The sequence below is a fragment of the Microcoleus sp. FACHB-672 genome, from assembly GCF_014695725.1.
Classification (GTDB): Bacteria; Cyanobacteriota; Cyanobacteriia; order Cyanobacteriales; family Oscillatoriaceae; genus FACHB-68.
This window is the reverse complement of the sequence record NZ_JACJOU010000031.1, coordinates 86,568-110,573: the sequence shown is the minus strand read 5'-3', so window position 1 is coordinate 110,573 and position 24,006 is coordinate 86,568. Positions and strand designations below refer to the sequence as shown.

At 46.2% G+C, this 24,006-nt stretch carries 25 protein-coding genes; 12 read left to right on the top strand and 13 right to left on the bottom strand.

The features are described from left to right. Positions 1-107 precede the first annotated feature (107 nt). The 3 genes from H6F56_RS22430 to H6F56_RS22420 form a co-directional block, all read right to left on the bottom strand. Positions 108-1,496 (bottom strand): DUF3370 domain-containing protein, encoded by a 1,389-nt coding sequence (locus tag H6F56_RS22430; protein WP_416361006.1) that lies wholly within the window; start codon positions 1,494-1,496, stop codon positions 108-110. 95 nt (positions 1,497-1,591) lie between these two features. Beyond that, on the bottom strand, positions 1,592-2,353 hold the full coding sequence (locus tag H6F56_RS22425) for a Uma2 family endonuclease (protein WP_190673095.1): 762 nt from the start codon (positions 2,351-2,353) through the stop codon (positions 1,592-1,594). Between the two features lie 120 nt (positions 2,354-2,473). Beyond that, positions 2,474-3,052, bottom strand: coding sequence for a Uma2 family endonuclease (locus H6F56_RS22420; RefSeq protein ID WP_190673091.1), 579 nt, complete (start codon positions 3,050-3,052; stop codon positions 2,474-2,476). 288 nt (positions 3,053-3,340) lie between these two features. On the opposite strand from H6F56_RS22420, the gene H6F56_RS22415 reads away from it, so the two are divergent. Continuing rightward, on the top strand, positions 3,341-5,335 hold the full coding sequence (locus H6F56_RS22415) for a glycoside hydrolase family 10 protein (protein WP_190673088.1): 1,995 nt from the start codon (positions 3,341-3,343) through the stop codon (positions 5,333-5,335). 64 nt (positions 5,336-5,399) lie between these two features. On the opposite strand, the gene H6F56_RS22410 is transcribed toward H6F56_RS22415, so the two are convergent. Beyond that, positions 5,400-5,795, bottom strand: coding sequence for a RidA family protein (locus H6F56_RS22410; RefSeq protein WP_199313185.1), 396 nt, complete (start codon positions 5,793-5,795; stop codon positions 5,400-5,402). Between the two features lie 266 nt (positions 5,796-6,061). Here H6F56_RS22410 and H6F56_RS22405 point away from each other — a divergent pair, with 266 nt between their 5' ends. The 3 genes from H6F56_RS22405 (at position 6,062) to H6F56_RS22395 (ending at position 8,559) form a co-directional block, all read left to right on the top strand. Further along, a complete protein-coding gene (locus H6F56_RS22405) occupies positions 6,062-7,297 on the top strand; it encodes an LL-diaminopimelate aminotransferase (protein ID WP_190673082.1) in 1,236 nt (411 codons plus the stop codon). Between the two features lie 128 nt (positions 7,298-7,425). Further along, on the top strand, positions 7,426-7,839 hold the full coding sequence (locus tag H6F56_RS22400; protein ID WP_190673079.1) for a hypothetical protein: 414 nt from the start codon (positions 7,426-7,428) through the stop codon (positions 7,837-7,839). Positions 7,840-7,995: 156 nt separating this feature from the next. Further along, positions 7,996-8,559 (top strand): Uma2 family endonuclease, encoded by a 564-nt coding sequence (locus H6F56_RS22395; RefSeq protein WP_190673076.1) that lies wholly within the window; start codon positions 7,996-7,998, stop codon positions 8,557-8,559. Between the two features lie 54 nt (positions 8,560-8,613). Here the strand turns inward: H6F56_RS22395 and H6F56_RS22390 are convergent, their stop codons facing one another. Then, positions 8,614-9,186: a Uma2 family endonuclease gene (locus H6F56_RS22390; protein WP_190673074.1), complete on the bottom strand. Its 573-nt coding sequence runs from the start codon at positions 9,184-9,186 to the stop codon at positions 8,614-8,616. Positions 9,187-9,471: 285 nt separating this feature from the next. Here H6F56_RS22390 and H6F56_RS22385 point away from each other — a divergent pair, with 285 nt between their 5' ends. Continuing rightward, the gene (locus H6F56_RS22385) at positions 9,472-9,867 is read left to right on the top strand and encodes a type II toxin-antitoxin system death-on-curing family toxin (RefSeq protein ID WP_190673071.1); all 396 of its coding nucleotides are present in this window, start codon (positions 9,472-9,474) and stop codon (positions 9,865-9,867) included. A gap of 132 nt (positions 9,868-9,999) precedes the next feature. Next, positions 10,000-10,686 carry a hypothetical protein gene (locus H6F56_RS22380; RefSeq protein ID WP_190673068.1) on the top strand — a complete coding sequence of 229 codons (687 nt, stop codon included), beginning with the start codon at positions 10,000-10,002 and terminating at the stop codon, positions 10,684-10,686. 83 nt (positions 10,687-10,769) lie between these two features. On the opposite strand, the gene H6F56_RS22375 is transcribed toward H6F56_RS22380, so the two are convergent. The 5 genes from H6F56_RS22375 to H6F56_RS26015 form a co-directional block, all read right to left on the bottom strand. Beyond that, positions 10,770-11,141 carry a DUF2237 domain-containing protein gene (locus H6F56_RS22375; RefSeq protein WP_323799480.1) on the bottom strand — a complete coding sequence of 124 codons (372 nt, stop codon included), beginning with the start codon at positions 11,139-11,141 and terminating at the stop codon, positions 10,770-10,772. 321 nt (positions 11,142-11,462) lie between these two features. Continuing rightward, the gene (locus H6F56_RS22370; protein WP_190673061.1) at positions 11,463-11,891 is read right to left on the bottom strand and encodes a GNAT family N-acetyltransferase; all 429 of its coding nucleotides are present in this window, start codon (positions 11,889-11,891) and stop codon (positions 11,463-11,465) included. A 272-nt stretch (positions 11,892-12,163) separates the two neighbouring features. After that, the gene (locus H6F56_RS22365) at positions 12,164-13,891 is read right to left on the bottom strand and encodes a succinate dehydrogenase/fumarate reductase flavoprotein subunit (RefSeq protein WP_190673058.1); all 1,728 of its coding nucleotides are present in this window, start codon (positions 13,889-13,891) and stop codon (positions 12,164-12,166) included. A gap of 169 nt (positions 13,892-14,060) precedes the next feature. After that, positions 14,061-14,369: a hypothetical protein gene (locus H6F56_RS22360; RefSeq protein WP_190673055.1), complete on the bottom strand. Its 309-nt coding sequence runs from the start codon at positions 14,367-14,369 to the stop codon at positions 14,061-14,063. Between the two features lie 569 nt (positions 14,370-14,938). Further along, positions 14,939-15,097: a hypothetical protein gene (locus H6F56_RS26015; RefSeq protein ID WP_206753422.1), complete on the bottom strand. Its 159-nt coding sequence runs from the start codon at positions 15,095-15,097 to the stop codon at positions 14,939-14,941. On the opposite strand from H6F56_RS26015, the gene H6F56_RS22355 reads away from it, so the two are divergent. The 4 genes from H6F56_RS22355 (at position 15,087) to msrP (ending at position 17,646) form a co-directional block, all read left to right on the top strand. After that, positions 15,087-15,728, top strand: a complete 642-nt coding sequence (locus H6F56_RS22355; RefSeq protein ID WP_190673052.1) for a Uma2 family endonuclease — start codon at positions 15,087-15,089, stop codon at positions 15,726-15,728. The two genes, H6F56_RS26015 and H6F56_RS22355, sit on opposite strands and share 11 nt — an antisense overlap. A gap of 42 nt (positions 15,729-15,770) precedes the next feature. Continuing rightward, positions 15,771-16,085 (top strand): DUF433 domain-containing protein, encoded by a 315-nt coding sequence (locus H6F56_RS22350; protein WP_309236613.1) that lies wholly within the window; start codon positions 15,771-15,773, stop codon positions 16,083-16,085. Further along, complete coding sequence (locus tag H6F56_RS22345; protein WP_190673046.1) at positions 16,078-16,413, top strand: DUF5615 family PIN-like protein; 336 nt, start codon at positions 16,078-16,080, stop codon at positions 16,411-16,413. Before H6F56_RS22350 ends, H6F56_RS22345 begins: the two co-directional genes overlap by 8 nt. Before the next feature lie 255 nt (positions 16,414-16,668). Then, positions 16,669-17,646, top strand: a complete 978-nt coding sequence (gene msrP, locus H6F56_RS22340) for a protein-methionine-sulfoxide reductase catalytic subunit MsrP (protein ID WP_190673043.1) — start codon at positions 16,669-16,671, stop codon at positions 17,644-17,646. Here msrP and H6F56_RS22335 read toward each other — a convergent pair. Beyond that, positions 17,643-18,608, bottom strand: coding sequence for a type IV pilin-like G/H family protein (locus H6F56_RS22335; RefSeq protein WP_190673041.1), 966 nt, complete (start codon positions 18,606-18,608; stop codon positions 17,643-17,645). The two genes, msrP and H6F56_RS22335, sit on opposite strands and share 4 nt — an antisense overlap. A gap of 262 nt (positions 18,609-18,870) precedes the next feature. Continuing rightward, positions 18,871-20,157: a Glu/Leu/Phe/Val family dehydrogenase gene (locus H6F56_RS22330; RefSeq protein ID WP_190673039.1), complete on the bottom strand. Its 1,287-nt coding sequence runs from the start codon at positions 20,155-20,157 to the stop codon at positions 18,871-18,873. Between the two features lie 686 nt (positions 20,158-20,843). On the opposite strand from H6F56_RS22330, the gene H6F56_RS22325 reads away from it, so the two are divergent. Continuing rightward, a complete protein-coding gene (locus H6F56_RS22325) occupies positions 20,844-21,446 on the top strand; it encodes a DUF4126 domain-containing protein (protein WP_190673037.1) in 603 nt (200 codons plus the stop codon). A 248-nt stretch (positions 21,447-21,694) separates the two neighbouring features. After that, entirely contained in the window at positions 21,695-23,695 is a 2,001-nt protein-coding gene (locus H6F56_RS22320; protein ID WP_190673034.1) for an iron uptake porin, read from the top strand. A gap of 46 nt (positions 23,696-23,741) precedes the next feature. On the opposite strand, the gene H6F56_RS22315 is transcribed toward H6F56_RS22320, so the two are convergent. Further along, positions 23,742-23,909, bottom strand: a complete 168-nt coding sequence (locus H6F56_RS22315) for a hypothetical protein (RefSeq protein WP_190673031.1) — start codon at positions 23,907-23,909, stop codon at positions 23,742-23,744. Positions 23,910-24,006 lie beyond the last annotated feature (97 nt).

Genomic DNA, 24,006 nt, shown 5'->3' with positions numbered 1-24,006 from the left:
TATCACGCTTTACTTAAGCAGACCTATCTTTCGTAACCCATATTTATCTAAATCCTTTATGCAAATTTATCCAACTTCTGCTGACTATCTTTGTGTCTAACTACTTATCAATTATCAAAAGTTTTAACAGTCAGCACTTGGGGTGGAGTGGCATCAGGAGGATAGAGAAAATCGACTCGGACTAACCGGCTACTCCCCGCCGGCAGAGTTAGCTGCACTAAGGGTTCACCTTGCTGCCCCCGTCGCTGCACGAGATGGACATAGCGAGTTTGAGGTAAACCGGCATCATCGTTGTAGCGGAGGCGGACGGTGCCTCGGAAGAAGATTTGGCGGGCCGGCGGTTCCAGAAAGCGCAACCCGCCTCTCGCTAGTTGTTCTTCCTTGATAGGGGTTTCCAAGGCAACAGTGACGGTCTGTGAGGTAGCAGAGGCATTGTATAAAGGCAAAGTGAGGCTGTATTCAATCCCGTAATTGCCGTGGGCGTGGTAAGCGGTATCTGGGTAACGCACGATCATCGGGGCGCTTTGCACTTGACCTGTGCCCATCTGACCGCGAGGAAGCGTACTCAGGGCGTAGGAAAAGGCTTCACCGGCTTGAGGAATGGTGAGATTGGGGCTGCCGGCACCATCACTGAGTTGGGCTTTCCATGCGGAACCTCGCGCAACACCGGCAACGCGCCCATAGATAATTTGGCCGGTGGTTTGTTCTGGAGGTGTGGGGACTTTATCGCGCGGTCCTGCAAGATCGCCGGTTTCAAGTAGCTGTTGCCATTCTTCCAGGCTGGGTGGACGTTCGCTGCCATCAGGGTTTTGTTTGGCAAACATCCCCAAGCTAGCGGCATAGACTTGACCAGAACTTTGCAAGCGCATCAACGTTGATCGGCCATTAATCGGCGGTTCTAGAGTGCGAACCGGGATGGGATGATTGAGTAACATCTGGCTTTCCCCAGGCGGAATCACGATTCGAGCCGGCCACTCGGCTTGTCGTTGCCCTCGCAGCACTTCATTCATCACCCGACTTCCAGGGCCGGCGTAGACAGTGCCGGCAGGATTTTCCACAAATGAGGGCAACTCGATAAATGGGGCATCCGGCTGACTTAGATAGCTGGCAGCTTGCAACACATTGATGGTTACAGGTTTTGTACCGGGGTTGTGCAGGATGACGCCCAAGTAGAGAGTGCGTAAATCTTCGGGTGATGCGGCTTTGGCGATGTGGTGGGCAAAGATGTCAAAGCGTCCTTGGAAAGGGAAGTTGAGGTGTGCTGCCGGCGCTTGCTTGCCGGTGGGGGGAAAGGTGGAGAGTAAAATTCCCTCGGTTTGCACAACTTCCGGGCTGTTGCTATTGAAAACCGGCACGCTGTTAAGTTGGCCCGGTAAGGGGAGCACTTCCTGGGGTTTGACGATTTCCTGTTGAGTTTCCGGTGCCGGTGGGGGAACAGGCATCCCGCTTGGGGGCGTTGTTTGGGCGAACAGCAGAGTTGATAAAAAAGGAAGGATGTGCAGCACGATCTCGCTAAGTCCTCTATCGCGGTAATCCAGTCTATTTCTACCGGCACCTGTTAGGGGAATCAGATGCCGGTAGCGATAAACTTCTATAAATTCTCTGGATCTTCTCCCAATTCTCGCAATCGAGCTGCTAAACGCTCAGCCCGTTGGCGTTGTACTTCAGCTTGTTGCTGAGCAGTTTCAGCTTGTTGCGCTGCCGCTTCTTCCGGTAATAAAACCAGATTGCCGGCTTGATCATAAAACCGTAACCAAATTGCCGGTTGTCGCTCTACTATTCCCTCCCAAGTTCCCAACCAAAAACCCAACGCCTCGCACCACAGCCAACCTCGCTCATTCGGTGCCAGAGGCTGATAACGTTGGGTTGTATCCAAATGCCATCCTTGCAAGGAATTCGGATCAAACGGATGAAATACAAAGTAATCGGGTGTGCGGAAAGTCCGTTCGTAAATGTCTTTTTTGATGCCGGTGTCTATCTCTGCCGTACTTTCTGACATCAACTCGACGATTACATTCGGGTAACGCCCCTCTTCATTCCACACCACCCAACCTTCCCTAGAGTAAGATCCATCAATGTCCAGCACGGCAAAGAAATCTGGCCCTCTAAAGTCGCGGTTTCGGGCTTGGGTACTGCTGTAGTAAACGAACATATTGCCGCCGGTGAAGAAGTCTTGCCGGCCCGCCCAAGCTTGTTGCAAGGAGCGAATCAGAACATTCATTGCCGTGCGGTGACGATTCGTTTCCAAGGGGACTCCATCATCAAATATCAAGTCTGTGGGTGGCATTGGGGGTTGCCACTCTGCGGTTAATTCAGTTTGGGCTATTGTTTCTGTTGTCGCATCAACTGACATCGCACCAGCTCTCTAAATTGGGTTTGTTTATGACTTATAATTATGTTTTGGATGAGTGGATGGGGCGATTCATTGCCCTACTTTTTGCCTTTTCTGCCGGCCTTTTTCCAAAAAGTTTATTCACTCACCAATATTTCCATATTTTAACATCAGTTCTAGTTTTAAAGATACTTCTGGGAAAATTTGAGAAACAATTTGCTCATGGCCGGTAAACACTGTTTCTTCATACAATCCCTCTTCCAGTATCAGCACTGAAATTTTAGACTCAATCGGGTCGGCAATCCAATATTCAGGAATTTCTAAGGCCGCATACTCAGAACGCTTATATCGATAGTCACGTTTAATTGATTCAGGACTGACGATTTCCACTGCTAATAACGGAGGTAACTGAAAAACCGCAGAATGATCGCTCGATTCCATCGCCAATTCTGCCGGCACAACACAAACATCCATCAACCTGGATTTTTTGTAACCCGTTCTGACTCCTGCTTCTCTTAAGCATAGCCAAGGCAAACCAAGACGGTTAATTTCTGCATCTAATACCCGCTCAATGAACTTAGCGATCAAAAGATGCTTAACAGTCGGGGGATTCATTTGAGTTAACTTCCCCTCAACCAGTTCATAACGGTTATCTGTGCCATCATCATAAACAAGATATTCTGCAAAAGTGTAGAGACGTTCGGCAGTTGTGGGAATCATAAAACAACCTTTTGGTATGTCTTTTTGTTTATACTAACAAAAGCGTGATCAAGACTTTATTTTTTACTAAACAGCAAATTCTTCAATTATCATATTAACTTAATTAAGTCAAGTTACGATGTGTCAAGAAAAACGGTGACAGTCGGCAATCGGCACGTATGCTATTTAACTAACCACAATACAGACAAAACTGAATGAGCAACCAACCGACTGAAAAATCGGTCTAGACCCCTACCTGCAGACCACAATGCCGGTGGTAAAATCAAACCAATCTAGAGAGACTTAAATATGGTAACGACCGGCTCACAATTTTCTGATATTCAAACTCACTGGGCGCGTCCTTTCATTGAAGGCTTACGCGCGCGTAATATTATTAGTGGATTCCCTGATGGCACGTTCCGACCGGATAAACCCATAAGTCGGGCTGAGTATGCTGCCGTCCTGCAAAGAGCTTTTAAGCAACCTTTAAAGCGGCAATACGTTCCATTTGTAGATGTTCCTCCCAGCTTTTGGGCAGCACCAGCGATTCAACAAGCCTACGAAAGCGAGTTTCTGTCAGGCTATCCCGAACAGCGCTTTCGTCCGGGAGATCAAATCACAAGAGCGCAAGTTTTAATTTCCCTTGTCAGTGGCTTAGGAATTACTGTTGAAAATGCAGCCGGCTTGAAGGCAAAATTACCGCAATTTTATCAAGATGCATCCGGCATTCCTGACTATGCAACGGACAAAGTTGCAATCGCAACCGGCGCGGGAATGGTTGTTAACTATCCCAACTTAAAATCTTTACAGCCATTTTATCCAGCAACGCGTGCGGATGTTGTTGCTTTTATCTATCAAGCATTAGTTAAAACCGGCCAAGCTCCGCTCATTGAATCAAACTACATTGTTCCAACGGCTCCACTGGCTGCAGTTGGACATACGCGAGAGTTCCGGGGTGCATGGGTAACAACGGTTTGGAGCCGAGATTGGCCTTCACAACCGGGGCTGCCGGTGGAACAGCAAAAAGCAGAATTAATTGCCATTCTTGATCGGCTTAAATCGCTGAATTTTAATGCGGTTATTTTACAAATCCGTCCAGAAGGTGATGCAATTTATCCTTCACAATTAGAGCCTTGGAGTTATTGGCTCACCGGCACTCAAGGCAAAGCACCAAACCCTTATTACGATCCCCTAGAATTTGCAATTGAAGAAAGTCACAAACGCAATCTTGAACTTCATGCTTGGTTCAATCCCTACCGCGCCAAAGGTGTAATTAATGATGCCAAAACGGTCGCCCCTCACATTTCCGTTACGCATCCCGAATATGTTTACAAATATGGTAACGAGCTGTGGATGGACCCAGGCGCGGCTGTTGTTCAGGATTTAACTTATAACGTAGTGATGGATGTGGTGCGCCGCTATGATATCGATGGCGTTCACGTTGATGACTACTTTTATCCGTATCCAAAACTCAATGTCCCTTTTCCAGATAACAAAACTTACGCTACCTATCAAGCTGCCGGCGGAAAAATGAGCCTCGGCGACTGGCGACGGGAAAACGTTAATAAATTAGTTTTCCGCCTCAGCCAAGGTATTCGCGCTATCAAATCCCACGTTAAATTTGGGGTTAGTCCCTTTGGTATTTTTCGTCCCGGACAGCCGGCACAAATTCAGGGGTTAGATTCTTACGATCAACTTTATACCGACTCTAAAAAATGGTTGGTTGAAGGTTGGGTAGATTACTTTGCACCCCAACTTTATTGGGTGATTGACAGGCCGGCACAAAGTTATCCTGTGTTGCTCAATTGGTGGCTGCAAAATAATCCCAAGCGCAAGCATTTTTACGTTGGCAATACGATTGAACGGATTGATGGGACAAGCTGGCCACTTCGGGAAACGCAAAGGCAGATTGAAATTACTCGCAGCTTGAATAGTCAGATGGCTTTAGGAAGTATTTTCTACAGCATGAAGGTTTTAAATGAAAACCGGCACGGAATTGCTGACAAATTTAAGCAGGAAATTTATGCAAAGCCGGCACTCGCACCCACCATGCCGGCTTTAGATTCTACTCCTCCAACTTTGCCAAAGGGAGTGAAGCGTGTAGACAATCAGATCGTGTGGAATGCTGTAGCGAACAATGATATTCGTTCTTGGACGCTTTATCGGCAGGATGGTCAGACTTGGACGCTGGTGCGAGTGATGGCGGCTTCTAGAACATCTACAGCAGTTGAACCGGGAACTTATGCTTTATCCGCCGTTGATAGAATGTCTAACGAAAGCCTAGGAGTGATCATTACAATTTAAACCGAAAATTTGATTGCAATTTCGTAGGGTGTCTGCATCCTGCACCCTACGAAACGGAATAAATTTAACTGCCAATCACGGCAATACACTCAATTTCTACCCGCACATCTTTGGGTAAACGGGAAACCTGAACAGTTGCGCGTGCCGGCGCTGTTTCCTCATCAAAATATTTCGCATAAACGGCATTCATCGCCGCGAAATCATTCATATCTAAGAGAAATACACTGGTTTTCACAACATCATTAAAAGTCGCTCCAGCCGCCGTTAGAATTGCTTCAAGATTTTTCATCACTTGTTCGGTCTGCTTAGCGACATCGTCGGGAAAGACAATATCATTAATTTTGGGATCAATCGCAATTTGACCAGCAACAAAGATCATCGTGCCGGTTGCCGCGACTGCTTGATTGTAAGGGCCAACGGGTGCCGGTGCTTGGTCGGTACGGATAATTTTTTTCGTCATTGATATCTCTGATTCTGAGTTTTCCGGAGAGTGTGCTGGTTTGCAGGTTTCTCCATCAGGCATTATCGCATCTGTGAGCGTTAAATCTGCTGTGGAATAGCTCGCAAAACGTTTAAAAATTTCTGGCGTACAGTGAAAATTGGAAAACTTGCCTCAGATTATCTTCATGCTTAACTAACTGCCTAATTATTTTGGCAAACCTCAGATGCTCGCCATAACGCGACGATTAGCAGTAAGCTGTTTTAGGGCATTTGTGATGATTAAACATGGCAACGATTAACGATAACTACCTCAAACTTAAAGCCGGCTACCTGTTTCCTGAAATTGGGCGACGAGTGAATGCCTTCGCTGAGGCAAATCCTGACGCTAAGATTATCCGGCTAGGCATTGGTGATGTCACCGAACCATTACCGGAAGCGTGCCGTGCAGCGATGATTAAAGCAGTCGAAGAAATGGGTGATCGCGCCACATTCAAAGGATATGGCCCAGAGCAGGGTTATGCTTGGTTGCGCGAAAAGATTGCCGGCGATGACTTCCAGGCGCGGGGATGCAATGTTGATGCGTCGGAAATCTTCATCTCTGATGGCTCTAAATGCGACACCGGCAACATTCTCGACATCTTTGGCGATAACAACACCATTGCCGTCACTGACCCCGTCTATCCCGTTTATGTAGACACAAACGTGATGGCAGGACACACCGGCGCTGCTAACGATAAGAGCGAATTTGAGGGTTTAGTTTATCTGCCTATCACCGCAGAAAATAATTTTACCGCTCAAATCCCTACTCAAAAAGTCGATTTAATTTATCTTTGTTTTCCCAATAATCCCACCGGCGCAGTTGCCACCAAGGAACACTTAAAAGCGTGGGTGGATTATGCCAAGGCGAATGGCTCCATCATCTTTTTTGATGCAGCTTACGAAGCCTATATTACCGATCCAAACCTTCCCCATTCTATCTACGAAATAGAAGGCGCACGAGATTGTGCAATCGAGTTTCGTTCCTTCTCCAAAACGGCAGGATTTACCGGCACTCGCTGTGCGTTTACAGTCGTGCCAAAAACACTCACGGCAAAAGCGTCTGATGGTTCCGATGTGGAACTGTGGAAGCTGTGGAACCGCCGGCAAACGACTAAATTTAATGGCGTTTCTTACATTGTACAACGTGCGGCTGAGGCGGTTTATTCTGAGGAAGGCAAGGCGCAAGTTAAAGCATTGGTCAGTTTCTATCTAGAAAATGCCAAAATTATCCGCGAAAAACTGAGTGAAGCCGGTATCGCTGTTTATGGTGGCGTGAATGCACCTTATGTTTGGGTGAAAACACCAAATAACCTTTCAAGCTGGGATTTCTTTGATAAGTTGTTGCAAACTTGCAATGTGGTGGGAACACCGGGTTCGGGTTTCGGTGCTGCCGGCGAAGGTTACTTCCGCATTTCGGCATTTAACAGCCGAGAAAATGTAGAGGAGGCAATGCGGCGAATTACTGAGAAGTTTAAGGCATAGATCGCTCGGTTTGCAGGTAGCGGTGGGCTTTTGTCCACCCTGCCGGTTTTCAGAGATTCACGTGTGATCTCGCAGAGAATCAAATCAATATGACAAGATCGAAGAAGTAGCGATTATCATGCTTGTCAATGTCTCCAACTAATCCCGGTCTCGATCTTCCCTTTCACCGCCTGCGTGAAGTGCGCGATGCAGTGCTCCACTTGCACAAAGCACTGCTGCACTCAGAACGAGGGGTTTATGAGCAGTCTCATGGCCCCATCAAGTCAAAAGGCGAATTTTTCCAGCTTGTTGTCGGTGATGAATGGTTTAGCTGGCTACGGCCATTGTCTCAGTTTATTGTCCAAATTGATGAAGCTGTCAGCGCGAAAGAACCAATTACATTAGATAGAGCGAATGAGCTATTAAACGAAGCTCGTAGCTTGCTTCACCCTTCAGAAGAGGGGACGCCGCGAGAGCAGCGTTACTATCAAGCAATTCAGCGCGACCCCGATATTGCGTTCATGCACGCAGCCGTATCAAATTTGCTGTCGCGTGACCGCTAATTCATTGGCAATCGCTCTTTCAATCCGAATTCTGACTGAGCGATTGCCGAGGTTTTTTATTTTTAATGAGCAAGAAAGTAGCGAGCAGTTTTTGGTGCCGGTGTTATAATTGATAGCTGTTGCTGCCTACTTTAATAAATTTGGAGGCCGCCTCAAATGGTACAAACATCATCTAAACTTTTACCCTTAGAAGAGTTTCTGAAACTGCCAGAAACCCAGCCGGCTAGTGAATATATCGATGGAGAAATTATTCAGAAGCCTATGCCACAGGGTCAACACAGCGTCATTCAGGGTGAATTGATAACGGCAATTAATGCAACTTTAAAACCGCAGAAAATAGCAAGGGCATTTCCAGAGTTACGATGCACGTTTGGTGGCCGAGCAATCGTGCCTGATGTATCTGTGTTTGTTTGGAACAGAATTCCCCGCGAATACAATGGCAGTATAGCGAATGTATTTACGATAGCTCCTAATTGGATTATCGAAATTTTATCACCAGAACAAAGTCAAACAAAAGTCACAAAAAAAATTATCCAATGCCTGAAATTTGAGACTCAAATGGGCTGGTTAATCGATCCGGAGGAGAAAACAGTTTTTGTTTATCGTCCCCAGCAGCAGACGGAAGTTTTTGATGAATCTGAAGAGGAAATCCCTGTTCCTTCGTTTGCAGGTGAGCTGCGGTTGAGTGTAGGAGATTTATTCAGATGGCTGTTAGAATAAACCTTACTAAATTAGCTTTATCTTGGTTGACCTTATTGGCACTATCGGCAAGATTTAGCCTGCTGAAACGGCCATTCTCAACCACCCAAAAACTTGCTCTGCCGTTAACAAAAGATCGATTCCATCTAGCACAACTAACTGCTCGCTTCCCCGGCATAATTGGGGTTGTTGATTCGGTAAAAAAATCAAGACTGAGCGATCATCCGGGTCAATTAACCATCCTAATTGAGAGCCATGACTCAGACAGTGCAAAATTTTACCTGTCACTCGGTTTGAACTCTGTTCTGGAGAAAGAATTTCTATCGTCCAGTCGGGGGCTATCAAAACATCATCCACAGGTTCTCCATATTCATTGAATTTAATTTTAACCCAGTGAAAAACAGTAACATCTGGAACGATTGACTGCCCGCCAAATGTACATCGAAGTTCAGGGAAAGCATAAGCGATCCGGCGATCCTCGACCACTTCATTGATTGTGCTGATCAACTTCCCCTGAAGGCGGGAATGGCGAGTTTTTGGCATAGATTTCTGAATAATTTCACCGTTGCTATACTCACTAGCCGGCTTCGTCTCTGGGAGTTTGAGAAACTCCTCTAAGTTCAGATATTGAGGAGATATTTGTACCATTTGATGCTGCCTCCATCAGCGGAATCAGACAGATGTTATCTTATTATAGTGGATGCCGACACCCCAATTAGTGTAAAATTAAATAATGCTTTATCTAACAATTTAGGATAATGACCATTAAAGAACAACTTCTGCAGGAACTTGACCAAGTACCGGAATCTGATCTGCACGAGGTGCTTGAGTTTGTACGCTCTCTCAAAGCTGAGAAACAATCTAACATAGATGATCGGGTATGGCAGGCATACCTGGAATCTGAACGGGAGAGAAAGGAGGTTTACCGTCGTCTTGCTAACTCCTGAGTTTATTAACAAAACTGCGGTTCTACAGATTCATGCCAGACAAATTGAGATATTTGGAGGCAGTCAGGGAATTAGAGATAGCGGTTTGCTAGAGTCTGCTCTCGCTCAACCCCAAGCGACATTTGTCGGCAACCTTCTACACGCTACAATTCATAAACAAGCTGCCGCATATCTTTATCACTTGGCAATGAATCACCCATTTATTGATGAGAACAAACGGACAGCGTTTGCGGTGCTGGATACTTTTTTACGATTGAATCGCTATTCTCTTAATTTGACGAATGATCAGGCGTATGACTTGGTGATCCAGGTTGTCCAAAGTGAGATGAGCGAGGCTGAATTAGGGAACTTTTTAGAAGAAGCAATTTCATCGGCACGATAAATTGCGGAGAAAGCAGGATCGCCGGCTTCAACTTTTTTTTGTCAGATTACGGAAATAGGAGCTTTCATGCTGTGTCTATAGATGCAGACGGCAATAATCTGAACAATTGAAAGTTTAAGTCGAGAAAATTCTATGAAAGTTGCAAAGTTAAAGTTTATAGGAATCGCTTCAATTCTGCTGCTGAATACGGTTGGTTGTCAATCGCAAACCTCAGATCAAGCGATCAATGCTCAACCATTAACCACCACACCGATTGCTTCCGAGTCACCGGCACCCACTAGCAACCAAGCGCAGCGGTTCTATTCTGCGAAAGTTACAACGCAGGGGTTTGGGGCTATTCGAGTCGGGATGACGGTTGAGGAAGCCTCTCAAGCGGCAGGAACTCAACTGGTTGCCTTAGATGGCAAGGCACCCGATGTGAGTCAAAGTTGCAGCTATGTGAAGTTGCCAGATGCTCCAGACGGATTGGAATTTATGCTTAATTCCAATCGCATTGTCCGAGTCGATTTAACTTCTCAAATTACCAAAGAGATTAACAACCGACCTCAGTTGGTTGATGTGACTCAAGAGATTCGCACAATTTCGACTCTTAGCGGTGCTCGAATTGGTGATACAGAAGCCCAAATTAAAAGTTTATATGCCGGAAAGTTGGAAATTACCGACCATAAATACATCCCCGGAGGACACTTTATGACGGTGATTCCTAAAGATGTAGAGGATAGTAACTCTCGCTTAATTTTTGAGACAGATGGCAATCGTGTTATCTATATCCGAGCCGGCCAGTTACCTGAAATTGATTGGGTTGAACGTTGCGGTTAAGCAGTCCAAAACAATTCAAGGATAAAGAAGGTAACTGACAAAATTGGCAGGATATTATAAGGTAAACGAGGGTAAATTGTAACCTACAGTTCTAAAGCGTTTTGCTTCAGTTCGCTTAAAGAAGCGTATTCTAACGCTGAGGCATGAGTTGCTGGCAGAACGACAGGAGGTGCGACTCCTGCATCCAGCGCTTCTTTCCAGCGAGAGGCGCACAAACACCAGCGATCTCCCGGTTTCAAACCCGGAAAATTAAACCCCGGCACAGGGGTACTCAAATCATTTCCCCTCGACTTCGTGTAGTTTAAAAATTCTTCCGTCATTTGAGCACAAACAACGTGAGCACCCATGTCACCCCCACCCGTGTTGCATTTGCCATCCCGATAAAATCCGGTGATCGGGGATGTGCAGCAAGTTTCCAGTTTTCCACCCAGAACGTTACTAGCCTCTCTCACAATTGCAACTTCTCCACAATAGTTTTTCTTTGGTTAGATTAGCGATATAGATTCACTTTTAGCAAGCGGGATGCCGGTGAAGCATCGTTCTTTACTTTTTGTCGGTTGTAAAGACGCGCCACATAATGAAGCCGGCGAAGCCTATATAGCCCAACACAGTCAGCCAATCTTGCCAATTACCTCGAAAAATTGTAGCAAAATCTTCCACAATAAACCCTTACCTTACTTTTTATTGATGTTACTTTTAGCCGCCAATGAAAACAGTTTGTATTTTGGGGTAGATCGCTCCTAATGCTATTCAATTTTATAACGAGATAAAATATGTTATCGGGCGGGATTCTGATTAATGCGAGCCATCAACTGAACTCCACCCACTTCAGATGTAAAACCCCAGCGCTCGTAAAACGGTATCATCTCTGGCAGACAGGACAAACCTAAACGTTCCACCGTTTGCAATTGAGGATGCTCGACAACAGAATCCATTAACTTTTTCCCCACACCTTGATTTCTATGGCTAGACTTCACAATCACATCGTAAATAAATGCTCTGTAGACAAAATCTGTTAAGACGCGAATGAACGCGATGAGATGATCAGAATCATCTATCAATCCGATTACAACATCTGAAGCCGCTAACATCTTCACCACATCTTCTCGGCTTCTGTTTTGACTCCAAACTTCATGTGCATACAATTCTGTCAGTTCTGAAACTTGCTGCTCATTCAGTTCTGAAACAATTCGGTAGCTATTCATGGTTAGTTAGATAAATTTAGGATTTTTCCTAGTTAATCTTGCCACAATTTCTAAAGCGTCTAGCAATCCAGCCAAAAAATAAATTTTCGCGCTAATATTTAAATTCCTTTAAAGAGAACGAGGCGAATCCTAGGGCGAGTTCAGTCAGTGGCAGCATTATTAAAGATTGCAAGCACCGGCATCTTATTTTAGGAGATGCCGGCACCCTAACGTTTATCTATCTTTCTCCCCGTTTTCTCTGAGTACAAGAACGCAAATGTAATGCCGGCAGCTTAATATTTCCGTTCCTGGGGTTGGAACATGGTAATAGCAACAGGTCGGTATTGCAAATCAATGCCAGCCGGCGAATAAAAAGCGAGGGTATGTTTCAAGAAATTCTCATCATCGCGTTTGGTGAAATCTTCTCGACAATGAGCGCCGCGACTTTCTTGCCGGCTTAGTGCAGAAGTAAGAATCACCTTACCCACAATCATTAAATTCCGAAGTTCAATCGCCTCAAGAATTTCAGTATTCCAGCAACTTCCCTTATCATCTAAATAGATTTTTTGGTATTGTTGCTCTAACGCTTCCAGTTGATTTAAACCTTCGCGCATTGTTTCTTCAGTACGAAACACCCCGCAATGATCCGTCATGCAATCTTGGAAAGATTGACGCAACTGCCCGATGCGAAGTTTACCGGCTTGATTTAACAGGGATTGAATTTGTTTAACCGCAGCAGTCAGATAGCGTTGCTCATCCACTTGCGGCAACTTGCGAGTTTGCACATATTGAGCGATCGCAGCGCCTGTCAGCTTGCCATACACCACACATTCCAGCAGGGAATTACTTCCCAGCCGGTTTGCGCCGTGAACGGATACGCAAGCCGCCTCACCGGCAGCAAATAAGCCTTCGACAAACCCATCAACCCCACTTCGCACCTTGCCCTCAATATTGACGGGAATTCCGCCCATCGAGTAGTGAACAGTCGGACGGATCGGCATTGGTTTCTCAACCGCATCAATTCCCAGCAGCCGGTGTGCTTCCTCCCAGGCAAAGGGAACCCGAAGCATAATTTTCTCACGCCCCATGTGACGCAAATCCAGATACACAAAAGGGCCGCCGGCGCTGCCATCCGGATGAATACCACGTCCTGCGCGAATTTCTTTAGTAATGGCGCGAGAAGTAATATCACGCGGCGCGAGTTCCATGCGACTGGGGGCGTAAGTTGCCATGAAGCGATCGCCCTCGCTATTGATTAAATAGGCACCTTCACCGCGCACGGCTTCAGAAATCAACACCCCCACAGGATACAAGCCGGTGGGATGGAATTGCACAAACTCCATATCCTGCAAAGGAATGCCGGCGAGGGCAGACATCGCCAACCCGTCGCCGGTGGAGGCATAATCATTCGAGGTGGTATTGTAAGCACGACCATAACCGCCGGTGGCAAACATCACCGCCTTTGCGCGGAGTACAGCTAGCTTGCCATCTTCAATGCGGTACATGACAACGCCTTTAGCTTGCCCGTCTTCCAGGATCATCTGCAAGACGTACCACTCATCATAGATGTGGACGCCATACCGGCGCAGGTTGTTGACCAATTCGTGTAAAATTGCGTGGCCGGTTTTGTCAGCCGCATAGCAGGTGCGGTTGTGAGAATGCCCCCCAAAGGCACGCTGGGCAATACGTCCATCGGGCAACCGGGAGAACAAAACGCCCATGTGTTCCAAATCAATCACCACGTCGGGCGCTTCTTTGGCAAGAATTTCTACAGCATCTTGATCGGCAAGATAGTCTGAACCCTTGACGGTATCAAAGGCGTGGGCTTTCCAATCGTCCTCGGAATCAACATTTTTGAGTGAGGCAGCCATGCCACCTTGGGCGGCAACCGAGTGAGAGCGAATCGGGTGGGTTTTCGCCACCACAGCAACTTTTAAATTCGGATCGGTGCGGGCAATTTCGACGGCGGCGCGACAGCCGGCTAATCCACCGCCAACAATAATCACATCATGCTCTAACATATTTTGCTTAATATCTGCTTCTTTCTCTATTTACGCTCACCCACTGAAAAAAACTCCCCGCCAAAAGGCAGGGAAGTTTTTATATAGGGCATGGGGAATGGGGAATAGGGCATGGGGAATACGGCATCGAGGACGCCTTCCAGTCTTCCCCTCTTATTTGCGCCGCTATTCAGCTTGTGGCTTGGACGGTTTTCTGAGTGGGTACATTGCCCACCGGCTCTGGTTGTGGTGAGGTTTCTACCGGCGCGAACTCGATATGATTCAGCAGGGTGGTGACGAAGGCAAATAGCAGGAAGGGGAGAGAGAGGACAAGGATGAGTCCAACGGTTGCCAGTGCGTAGATTTGGCGAGTGCTACTCCACAGGGCGAGTGCGGTGGCTAGGCTGATGAAGATGACGATTAACCAAACGATGATTTGACCGTAAATATCACCAAAGGTCAGGGTGCAGACTAAACGATATCCATTCGGATTATTCATATTGTCCCTCGCAACGTTCGTTTAAATTTCTAGTGTAAAGCTCTGATTCAGTTGTAGAGGATTTTTAAAGATTTTTAAAATCCTTGCAATATGATTTTACATTTCGCTACGTTTGCTTGCGGTCATTCACATTGCCGACATTGCGTCAAGTAAAATCCCAATTCCCCATACTCATTGTGTCTAATTTCCCTAATTCAGAAGAGTTCGCTGGTGCTGGTGTTATTTTTTCTTATTTTAATCTTTGATGTCTGCCCTGAGCTAAACATCGAGCTAAATTTTCTAATTTTTGCCGGCATAAAAACACAAAAATATAAATTAAGCCTGATTCATAAGCTTATTTTAAGATTTATTCACTGCCATTGAGGGAACACAAGACAAGCATCTGATAAATAAATGATGTCGAAGTTAAACCGGCATGAGGATGCGACTGAATTATTTAACAAAGCCTACGAGAAAGCGGTATAAATTTGTGCAAAAACTCAATAATTTACCAGGGAATAGTTAATCAGTTGTGATTAAGCAAGAAAATTAGAAATTAAGAGGCTGGTTGTCTCAAAGAGGATAGCCGGCTACATTTTTGACACTGAATGCCGGTGAGCTTTGACATTTGATATAATTTCTGTATCAACTGCGGTGAGTGGGTCGAGATTATTGTTGAAATAGAGAACAAACCACAAGCCGGTTTTAGAAAAATTATCAGGCAGGTATCGATAAGCAATGACAACCACCCTGATTCAAAATCCCACTTCTGGAGTTCTGCTAAAAAATATTAGCTGGCAGACTTATGAATTCCTCGTGCAAGATTTAGCAGAACAGCCAGGAATTCGCTTGACTTATGATCGAGGAACTTTAGAAATCATGACGCCTTTAGATCCACATAAAAAGTATAAAAAAATCTTAGGGCGTTTTGTAGAAACCCTAAGTGAAGAATTGGATACTGATATTTACAGCCTAGGTTCAAGAACCTGTAAGCGTGAAGATTTGGAGCGCGGATTAGAACCTGATCAGTGCTACTACATCCAGAACGAGGATTTAGTTTGGAACAAAGAACAAATTGACCTCAATACAGATCCTCCACCAGATTTAGTCATTGAGATTGACATTGCCAGCAGTTCAATTAATCGGCTCGCATTATACGCAAGTTTAAGTGTAGCGGAAGTTTGGCGTTATGACGGAACTCGTTTAATCATTTACCAATTACAGGGAAATGAATATGCAGAATGCAATTATTCCCCGACTTTTCCTTTTCTTCCACAAGCTGAAATCGAGCGATTTTTGGAACTGAGGAAAACAACGAAAGAAAAGGCTTTGCTGCGGTTATTTCGGGAGTGGATAAGAAGTCAGATTGAAGTTCAGTAGTATAAAATTTCAAAAAAATATTAGACGTTAATGAGGTATTTTGTGGAACAAATTAGTCACGAACATATCGAAATGACTCCAGGAGTGCTGGGGGGAAAACCACGTATAGCCGGCCATCGAATAGCGGTTGAACATATCGCAGTCATGTATCTGGAGATGGAACAATCTATAGAAGAAATTGCAACTAACTACAATTTATCTCCAGCATCCGTTCATGGGGCGATGGCATACTATTACGAGCATCAAGAAGAGATTGATCGCCACAGGGCAGAAGGCGAGGCATTTGTTGAAGAAATGAGGCGCAATACTCCACCCTCTCCTTTGCAGGAAAAGCTGAAGGCAATCCGGGGTGAGTAAGAAAATTTGCTTTCATCTTGATGAGCAGGTTACATCTGTTATTGCCGGTGAGCTGCGCCGCCGGGGCATTGATGTAACAACAACAGTTGAGGCAGGATCGCGAACTCAACGTGATGAGGCGCAGTTGGCATATATCCGGGCTGAGGGGCGTGTAATTTTCACGCAAGATGAGGATTTCTTAATCATTGCTAGTCAAACTAGCAAGCATCCGGGGATTGCTTATTGCCGGCAAGGAAGCCGTACAATTGGACAGATTATCGAAAGTCTGGTTTTGATTTATGAAGTGTATATGCCGGCAGATATGATTGGACGAGTCGAGTTTTTGTGAAATTGGATGAGCAATTCCCGTACTGATAGCTTTAGCATCTGCCGGCATGGTTATAATGCTCAACACGTTTTCTGTTCCAAAAATTAGTATAAAAAATTTTACGACAGCCTTATAAAGGCATTAAAATCCTTAGCAAAGAGCTAAATTTGGGGACACTCACGAGTTCCTGAAGAATTCAAATTCTAGAATTAAAAATTATTAAAATTATTTGATATCATTAATATTGTGCTGGATTAAAGATGGAGTTACTTTTCGATGGTACTGATCCGCATTCCTAAAATTTGGGAAATTCCAGAGCGAGAAGTGACCTCTGAAGATGTATTTTTCAACCGGCGTCGCTTCGTCAAAACCCTGATCGGTGCCGGCTTAGGTGCCACGATTCTGCCGGTACTTGGCTGCGAGAGCAAAACCAAAACGAAAATCAATCCGGCTGCCGGCACTAAGGATTTGAGTTCCGTTCAACGCAATCCCAAATTTGACAAAGTTGACAGGACTCTCACTGACGAATCTCTCGCCTCTACTTACAATAACTTTTACGAATTTGGCGGCACCAAAGCCATTTGGGAAAACGCCCAAGCTTTGCCAAGCGAAGATTGGAAAGTTGAAGTCAAAGGTTTGGTCAAAAATCCCCGCACCTATGACTTAGACGATCTCCAGAAAAAATTTCCCGTTGAAGAACGTATCTACCGATTCCGCTGTGTAGAAGCTTGGGCAATGGTGGTGCCGTGGATTGGATTCCCCATGAAACAGCTGATTGCAGATGTAGAACCCTCCTCCGCTGCTAAATTTGTTCGCTTCACCTCTTTCTACGACCCGAAAATTACCCCTGGACCCTTACATTTTGGCGAGTTGCCTTGGCCTTATACCGAAGGACTGCGGATCGAGGAGATGGCAAATGATCTGGCATTCTTTGCCACCGGCATCTATGGCCACACCCTCCCCAAACAACACGGTGCTCCTATCCGCATGGTTACGCCCTGGAAATATGGCTTTAAAGGAGCTAAATCCATCGTCAAAATCGAATTCCTTGACCAGCAACCGGCCACCTTTTGGAACAGCCTAATCCCCAGCGAGTATGACTTCGAGGCCAACGTCAACCCCACCAAACCCCACCCCCGCTGGTCGCAGGCAAGTGAACGAATGGTTGGGCCAGGGCCGGCATTAACTTGGGAAAAACGCCCGACCCTGCCTTATAACGGTTACGGTGAGTACGTTGCGCCGCTATATACCTAACGCAATGTTACAGCTACAGACCCAGCCGGACACTGACCTTGCCCAGTTGCAGTGCTAGGGGCGGTTGGCATCGGGGGAGGTGAGGTGGAGGGTTGCTCGGTTTCACACAGAACGGGAATAGTAAGGTCCTCAGCCACTGCCTCACCAGGATTAACTGTCATCATAAAGACTGCGCCGCTGTAGCTTTTCAATTCCTCACTTTTTGCTTGCGCGGTCATCAGCACACTTTTGGTCGCATCGCCTTGAGGCACAATTTGGTAGCGATAAAACTCCGTCTCTGGCTTAATCCCCAGACCTAGTTCCTCAATCGCTGCTGCGAATTTATTATTTTCCAAAAAATAAGCCTGCTGTGCTCTATTCAGCGCACTCATAAACAGTCTGGCTTCGCTTTGCTGGGCCATCCCTTTTTGCTCTTCAAACCCCACCACTTCAGAATCTGCCGGCACCGTCGTGGCGTCAGAAACCTTCTCGAATACTGTTGCTGCGTCCGTTAGTGCTGTTGGTCTGGGTACTCCGGGATTGGTGCCGTCGAGTTGCAAGCGCATCTTGCCATCGGGGCTGACCTCAAACACGGTCATCACCGTATCATCACTATTAATTTGCACATCTAGGTGCATGGGGTTCTGGGCGGCATCAATGCGATAGCGCATCTCAACCGCAGGGGCCGGCTTTTCAGGAGAGGGAAGGACGATATAGAGTTTGTTTTCTGGCGCAAAGACGAACATCAGCAGATCCTGTCCTGATGGATCTTTTGCTTGCCATTGCCCCAGTATTTTCTGGGCAACAGGGTTCGTTGCGGGGGCCGGTTGAGATTGGGCCACCACCGGCGCGATGGATGGCTGTGCGCTGACTGACATACCCAAGTTGCCGGCAAGACCCAAAAACAGACTGGATACGATTAATTGACTGGCAACTGAAAGTTTAGTCAGGCAGTTGCGCCGGTTCAGGAGGATGTTATTCATGAGAACCCAGATAAGGCGTTTTCTGGATTTTAGCGGAAACGCCGGCAACCCGCCTCTGATACGGATTTCTAAGCCGGCGAGTTTTTAGTCTTCTGGCAACCAAGAAATTGTGACTAAATTCAATAGAAAAAAGGCAAAAGAAAAATTTCTTTCTTTTGCCTTTCGTCAACTTAGATTTCTTGCAAAAAACGGGTTGATGCGTTTGTTTGCGGACTTTTAAGATTTTTGCAAGAGGTTTATTTTAGACGCGAGGGTTTGGAGATTAGCTATTGATGTAATAATCTCTAGTTCCTTTAGCGCTTAATGCTTCACCCAGCCGGTTTAAAGCATGGACATAAGCGGCTGTTCTCATTGAGATAGACAGTTCCTGCGCGATTTTCCAAATTTGCTGAGTTTCCTCAACCATTTTCACTTTCAAGCGGTGATTAACTTCGTCGAGTGTCCAGTAAAATCCGCTGCGATTTTGCACCCACTCAAAATAGCTAACTGTGACGCCGCCGGCATTCACCAAAATATCTGGAAATACATAAACGCCCTTTTCTTCTAGAATTTTATCTGCACCAGAAGTAGTTGGGCCGTTCGCAACTTCAAAAATATACTTAGCCTTGATGCTATTGACATTCGCCTCAGTAATTTGATTTTCTAAGGCAGCGGGAATCAAAATATCTACGTCTAAGCCTAAAAGTTCCTCATTGGTAATCACTTCATGTTCAATAACATTGCAAACAGTATCTTCGCAGTAAATCGCTTGGATACCTTTATGAGAATCTTTGAACCGGCGGATGCTGGGAATATCTAAGCCCTTTTTGGCATAAACTCCCCCTTGGGAATCACTCACTGCCACGACTTTATAACCGGCTTTTGAAAGCATTTGTGCCAAATGTGCGCCTGCATTGCCAAAACCTTGCACGGCAACAGTTGTGGCTTCCGGTGGCTGCTCAAATTTGGGCATCAGCGCTTCGATGGCATAAAATGCGCCGGCTGCGGTTGCGGTATCGCGCCCCAAACTTCCCCCAATGGCAAGTGGCTTGCCGGTGACAACGGCTGGAGACAGTTGACGCCGAATAATACTGTACTGATCCATATACCAACCCATAATCATCGGGTTCGTATAAACATCTGGGGCAGGAATATCGACATCCGGGCCGATAAAGTCTGCGATCGCATCAATGTAACCCCGGCTCAAACGTTCCAATTCCAGTCTGGAAAGTTCTTTGGGATTAACCGTCACCCCGCCTTTTGCACCGCCAAACGGTAAGTTTAAGACTGCACATTTAAATGTCATCCAAAAGGCTAAAGATTGCACTTCATCCATGCAAACATTCGGATGATATCGCACCCCGCCTTTCCCCGGCCCTCGCGTATCGTCATAGCGAACCCGATAGCCTTGGAAAATTCGCAAAGAGCCATTATCCATCCGTACAGGTATAGAGACGCTTAAACTGGTTTTCGGATATTTTAAGCGTTCGATCGCATCTTCAGAAACTGACGCATATTTTAAAGCTTTTTCTAGTCTCTTACTAGCATCTGCAAATAGTGATTCTGACATTTAAGTATTTGCTCCTTTTACCAGTGGCAATCCGCACATTGCATTTTTGCAGGGACTTTGTGCGATGATGACCCTACAGTTTTGCAGTTATATTTGCACCACAATTCAGAGGCTTTCGCTGATTCCGGTTAATCTAAACCGAACAAACAGGAGAGCCGGTGATTCGCAAATTTCCCCATCCAAACATCCAACACTGGGGCTTGTTGAATTGATACTTATAACAAAACCTAATTAGAGAGAAAAGGTTTTTAAATCTCTCTATTTCAATTATTGTATCGATTTACACAAAATGTCAAATAATATCAGGCTATGCTGATTCGTTTGTTTATTTACGATTTATGACGACTTCAGGGAGCCGGGAATAATTCGGCATTCTCCTCCCTGCCCTCGCCGGCGTGTCAATCCCCAAGGACTGCTGATATTGAGAAAATGGCAAAAAGAATGGGAGGAAACCCCAGAACGAACGAGCATCCAGCACTAGAATATCCTTGCGGGTGAGGAAATCCTGTCTGCGAACAATAATATTGTTGCTGCACAACAGAGATCGAAGCTATAGACTAAAAGTATGGGTTTGGCATCAATCCCAGCTTTGTTTTCAAAGGCAATTGTCCACTCAACCCAAGCTGGCAGGGTGATCGAAGGTCGCTGAGCGTCAAGCAATGTTTAGTGTAAATTGAAGTCCCGTTATGATAGAACTCCTAGCCGCGCTCTCTGCGTCTGCGGCAGGGGGAATGAGGATCGCCCTGCCCCTCCTGTTAATTGGCTTATTAGAAAGTGATAAGCTGTGGTCTCGTGTGCCGTTGTTATCTCGGATCTCGCCGCCGGTGGTTCTGGGAGTGTTGGTTAGTTGGTCGCTGTTTGAGCTATTTGCTTCTAAAAAGTTTTTGGGGCAGCGCGTCCTGCAAATTGTCCAACTTTTATTTAGCCCAATTGTGGGTGCGATTATGGGCATGGCAATTGCTGAGGCAACCTTCGCCCAACCAAATGCCCCACCGCCTGTATTTGTGTGGATTATTGGGCTAGTCGGGGGTTTGCTGGCACTGGTGTTGCAACTGGTTCAAGCCGGCTGGTTTTACCGGCTGCGCGGATTACCCTTGTCGGTGATTCTAGCGCAGGATATCCTCTGCATTTCCCTAGTTCTGTTCGCTTTTGATGCTCCCACACAGGGAGGCTTAATTGCTTTAATCCTCCTCTGGCTGGCCATTCGCAGTTCTAAGGAGTGGTATAACTGGTATGTCAAACAAGGGCCGGCTAAAAATCCCCGCCGCTATAAAAGAAATCCCGATTGAGTCTAAAGATTAAGCAAAATTTACTCCATCTCGCATTCACCGGCTCTCCCCTCACCGTGTGCGACAAATAAGATTTGCAACCAAATTATTAAAAAAAAGACCGAATAGGCGCAAAATTACTACAATTTTATCCGTGAAGTGAGCGGTTTTCGCTATCTACCTTAAAGAAGCGCTTCGTTACGGTCGCCCTTGGTGCACTACTAGCTGTCAAAACGCTCACCACAGACAACTAGAAGAACACAGATATTATGACTAATATTTTTTGGGTGGCTTTGAAACTTTGTCCTCCAATTGTGGGATGTACTTTGCTTGCTACCACTGGCGTTTTTGCTGCTGAGCCAATACTGCCAGTTTGCTGTAGCTCTGCAAGCTCAGTAGAAGAGATACAACACTGTGCCGGTGAAACCAGTTGCGGCACAGGCACACAAAATCTTCAGAGCGCAGGGATCTTGGCGACACAAGGACAGGAGCGCGAGGGCATTGAGAAGAAATTAGTTGCACAAATTACGCAAACTAAGCCAAAAACTCACAGTCTGCCGGCTTCTTCCCTCCCTTCCACACCGGCTGTCTCACAACCATTGAATTTGAATTCCCTCAGTGTGCTGGCAGCGCCTCGCATTACGCCGAAAAAAGCGCTGATGACAATAGACGCTTCCCAGATAAATGCTGGCGCAGAGGAATTGAGCGATCCACTCGCTCAGTTGACTTCTGTTTCTCAATTGTCGGATGTGCAGCCTACAGATTGGGCATTCCAAGCGCTGCAAAACTTAGTTGAGCGCTACGGTGCGATATCCGGCTATCCAGATGGAACCTTTCGCGGCAACCGGGCGATGACGCGCTACGAATTCGCTGCCGGTTTGAATGCAGCCCTAGAAACCATAAATCAACTACTCGCCACAAGTGAGCCAGAGAGGGTGCGTCAGGAAGATTTAACGACACTGCAACGTTTGAGCGCAGATTTTAGTACAGAATTGGCGCAAGTACGGGCGCGAATTGATACGTTACAAGCACGGGGGGATGAACTAGAGGCGAATCAGTTTTCCACAACAACCAAGCTCAACGGCTTGATCAGTTTCAATGTGGCGAAAGCAAATGCCGGCGGAGATGTCAGAGTTGAAAGAACTGACCCCAATGACATTTTTAGTACGGCGGCGCGGGGGGCGGATGGCAAGCCGATTGTGACGAGAGTTGAGGACGATGCCAACCTTACCGTCAGTCAGAGCATTGCCTTGTTTCTGACTACATCCTTCACCGGCAAGGATAGTTTGTTTATGACTTTGCAAGCCGGCAATGGCAATACTTCTGCAAATTACTATACGTCTGCCGGTTTTTACAACACGTTTGGCTCACCCGTTTTAGACTTAACGCCCAGTGCAACTGCCAATGATGTGGTTTTGTCAGAAGCGGCCTACTCGTTTCCCGTGAACGATTCTTTGCAAGTCGTGGTGGCTCCGCGAGTCTTATGGCTCCGCTATTTTGACACAAACGCCTTTACCTCTGGCGTTGGCAAAGGCGCAACCGGCAACAATACGTTTGGCAGCCCCCTTGTCCAAGATCCCGCAAGGGGTGCCGGTGCCTTCGTGCTTTGGCGTTTAAATGAACAGTTGAATCTGAATTTAGGGTATGTCGCAAGTCCTGCTGCCGGCAGTCCAAGCACAGGGTTATTTAATGGCACCCGTGCTTTTACGGCTCAAGTGACTTACTCTCCTATCCGAACGATTAATCTCAGGTTCCTCTATGATCGCTCAACCATTCAGCCGGTTGACGGACAAATTAGAACTCGACCGATTATGGGGGTGGCAGATGACGGTTTTGGTGGGGCGCTTGAAGATGCCACCGCCGACGTTTTTGGATTTAATTTTGATTGGTTAGCGACACCCCGGTTGGGCTTTTTTGGCCGGTATACTTACGCAAACACCCATTTAGAACCGGCAACGAGGGGTGTGGAAAGTGGCGAGATTAAGGCGCAGTCGGTGCAATTAGGTGTTGCTTTCCCCGATCTCGGTAAACGGGGGGCGCTGGCGACACTATCTTATGTAGTGCCATTTAGTGTTTTGGATGGCCGGCAATTTTTGGTTTCAGGAGCCGGTGATCGTGGGGTCGAGTATGAGGTTGAGCTGACTTATTATTTGCCGATGACGGATAACATTGCGATTCTTCCTGCTTTTTACTTTGTCGGCAACGCCAATAATTTTGACGACAACCCAAATATCTATGTGGGGACTGTACAAACACAATTTTCCTTCTAACTGACTTCTTGGCGCTGTAGCAACACCTGATATCAGGTTGAACGACTCATCCGAGATTTTTGGCACTTGCCGGCATCCCAACAGTGCCGGTGCCTTGATCTGGCTGCGCTGAAATGCCTACAGAAATATAAATTTCTTGTAAAGAGATATGAGAAGATCGTGTAAAGCCGTAGATATTAGATTTTGCGTCATCTATCTTAAGAGGTATATTCACGGAGTAAAAATTCCTGGTTCAGCTAAACAGACTGAGCGTGAGACCCAAATTTCTCACCACGATTTCCAAAGGCTTTTAAAACCTAGATTGACGGTCA